Origin of the sequence: Paenibacillus zanthoxyli JH29, assembly GCF_000520715.1 — a bacterium.
Taxonomy (GTDB): domain Bacteria; phylum Bacillota; class Bacilli; order Paenibacillales; family Paenibacillaceae; genus Paenibacillus_AQ; species Paenibacillus_AQ zanthoxyli.
Genome location: NZ_ASSD01000554.1, coordinates 1 through 2,867 on the forward strand (window position 1 = coordinate 1; position 2,867 = coordinate 2,867).

General features: G+C 55.1%; 4 protein-coding genes. All 4 read left to right on the forward strand.

The window, feature by feature from the left end:
• Positions 1–955 (forward strand): stage II sporulation protein D (gene spoIID, locus L691_RS0121735; RefSeq protein WP_025692423.1); only part of this gene is annotated, 955 nt, incomplete at its 5' end.
• A gap of 60 nt (positions 956–1,015) precedes the next feature.
• On the forward strand, positions 1,016–1,774 hold the full coding sequence (locus L691_RS0121740; RefSeq protein ID WP_025692424.1) for a M23 family metallopeptidase: 759 nt from the start codon (positions 1,016–1,018) through the stop codon (positions 1,772–1,774).
• Positions 1,775–1,996: 222 nt separating this feature from the next.
• Positions 1,997–2,284 (forward strand): sporulation transcriptional regulator SpoIIID, encoded by a 288-nt coding sequence (gene spoIIID, locus L691_RS0121745; RefSeq protein ID WP_025692425.1) that lies wholly within the window; start codon positions 1,997–1,999, stop codon positions 2,282–2,284.
• 96 nt (positions 2,285–2,380) lie between these two features.
• On the forward strand, positions 2,381–2,867 hold a 487-nt coding region (locus L691_RS0121750; RefSeq protein ID WP_025692426.1), incomplete at its 3' end, for a rod shape-determining protein.

The following is a 2,867-nucleotide window of genomic DNA, read 5'->3' on the forward strand; positions in this document are numbered from 1 at the left end:
GGCTGCGGCGGAAGCCCCGCAGCCGAAGGTGTCCGTGTATTTGTCGCGCACCCGACAAATCGAAACCCTGCCGCTGGAGGACTACGTCACCGGCGTCATTGCGGCCGAAATGCCGTCCGACTTTGAGCTCGAAGCGCTCAAAGCGCAGGCGGTTGCGGCCCGCACCTTTATCGTCCGCCGCCTGCGGGCCGGCGACAGAAGCGGGGTTCCCGCTGCGGCCGCGGATGTGACCGACACCGTAAGCCATCAGGCTTACGTCTCGTCCGCTGTGCTGCAGCGGGACTGGGCGAAGGCCGGCCGCAGCGCCGACCTGGCCAAGCTCCGCCGCGCGGCCTTGGAAACGCGCGGCATCGTGATGACGTACAAGGGAGAGCCGATTACAGCCTCTTTTTTCGCCTCGAGCGGAGGGTACACGGAGAACTCGGAGGATTATTGGAAGGCGGCCGTTCCTTACTTGCGCAGCGTGGCGAGTCCCTGGGACCGGGAAGTAACGCCGGGGCTTAGGGCTACCGCAACCTTCAGCGTTTCCGATTTGAGAGAGAAGCTCGGAATCAAGGGGGGCTTCGGACCAGGCGCGCAGAAAGTGTTCGCCCCTTCGGGCGCTGCGGCGGGGAAGGTCATGCCGGTCTCTGCGGGACAAACCTTCGCGGGCGTGCCGCGGATAGAGGTGCTGTCCGTTACCGCAGGCCACCGGGTTAAAGAGATTTCGATTGACGGCCAGGTGTTTACAGGACGTGAAGTGCGGGAGAAGCTCGGGCTGCGCTCCAGCCAGTTCACTTGGACGATGGGTAACGGTAAGATTGCCATTACCACCTATGGCAACGGTCACGGCGTCGGCATGAGCCAATGGGGAGCGAATGGAATGGCGAAGCAGGGCAACACGGCAACGCAGATTCTCAAACACTATTACAGCGGAATATCGTTTACGCAAGTCTCAACTCTTTTGAAAAAATAAAGTGAAAGAAACGTATAAAAGCGAATCGCCCGGTAACACTGGTTACTGAGGTGATAGCAAATGAATGAACAAGACAAAAACAAACCGTCCAATGAAGATTCTCTCAAAACCAAACCGAGCGAAACCGGCAGCCAGCCTTCTTCATTGAACAAACTGTTCTCTAAACGTTGGGTATTTCCGGCAGTCTACACAGCGGCAGCGGCAATTATACTAACCTTGGTGTGGGTCTATCAGGATGCCGGCCAAAAGCCGCTTTCGACAGACACCGCCGCCGTTGTCTCTGAGGATGTCGGAGGTTCCGGCGATACGGCCGGGGCTGCGGATGCAGGAAAAGACCCGAAAGCGCTGGAGGTTACCGCTTCGGCGGAGAGCCTGGCTTGGCCGGTGGCCAACCCAAGCGACGTGCAAGTCGTCAAACCGTACTATGACGAGAATGGCACGGAACAGAATCACGTCGAGGCTATGGTACAGAGCGGCGATACCTTTACGCCCAATACCGGCATCGATCTTGCCCGCGAAGATAAGAAGACATTTGACGTTAAGGCCGCCATCAGCGGCGAAGTGACCCGGGTCGAAGACGTGGCTACGCTCGGCACAGTGGTGGAAGTGACCCAAGGCAACCTGAAGACCGTCTACCAAAGTCTCGGTGAAGCCAAAGTAAAACAGGGCGACCAGGTGAAGCAGGGTGACACGCTAGCAAGCGCCGGACGCAATGAAATCGAGAAGGATCTGGGCAACCACCTGCATTTTGAGGTGTACCAGGACGGCAAGCCCGTTAATCCTTCGGAACTGCTTCCGCAAAAAGCACAAAATAAATAAGCAAGATCATATTTTAACGCAAGGCAGGGGGACGCTCGTCCTCCTGTTTTTTCGTGTTATGTCTTCCGGCATAGGAGCATAGTCCCCGTTTTCTAGGGCTATTTTACGGTTGTCCCGCAAATAAAATGAGCCTGCCCCGGCTTGTCATCCCGCTAAAGCGCGAATATATAGGCCCGCCACTCATATAATGTACCAAACTATCCACAGTTGGGAGGCGGGAGCGTGCACGATTACATCAAGGAACGTACGATTAAAATCGGACGCTGCATCGTGGAAACCAGGCATACGGTCCGGACCATAGCCAAAGAATTCGGCGTTTCCAAAAGCACGGTGCATAAAGATCTAACCGAGCGGTTGCCGGAAATTAATCCTGATCTGGCCGATCAGGTGAAGCACATTCTTGAATACCACAAATCGATCCGTCATCTCCGGGGGGGCGAGGCTACAAAAATCAAATATAAGAAAAACACGGGGAAGAAGCGGGAGGTGGCCGTAGCGATAAAGCCATAAAATATCATTGAACTCATCCCCTAAAGTATGGTAATTTTAAATTTGGTACTAACTCATCTCTCTCATCTAAAATAATACTTTGGGGGCTCTTTCATTATGCTTAGCAAGGACATCGGAATCGATCTCGGTACAGCCAATGTGCTGATTCATGTTAAAGGAAAAGGAGTCGTTCTGGATGAACCTTCCGTGGTCACGCTTGAGAGCGACACGAAGAAGGTCCTTGCGGTGGGAGAACAGGCGCGCCGTATGGTCGGCCGCACCCCGGGAAACATCTCAACGATTCGTCCGCTCCGGGACGGCGTTATCGCCGATTTTGAAATTACGGAGACGATGCTGAAATATTTCATCGACCGCGTGGGCGGCCGCACCTGGTATGCGCGTCCTCGCATTTTGATCTGCGCCCCTACGAATATTACCTCTGTCGAACAGAAATCGATCCGTGAAGCGGCGGAGCGCAGCGGGGCAAAGGAAGTCTTCATGGAAGAGGAGCCGAAGGCCGCTGCAATCGGAGCGGGCATGGATATTTATCAACCTAGCGGAAATATGGTCGTCGACATCGGCGGCGGAACGACGGATGTAGCCG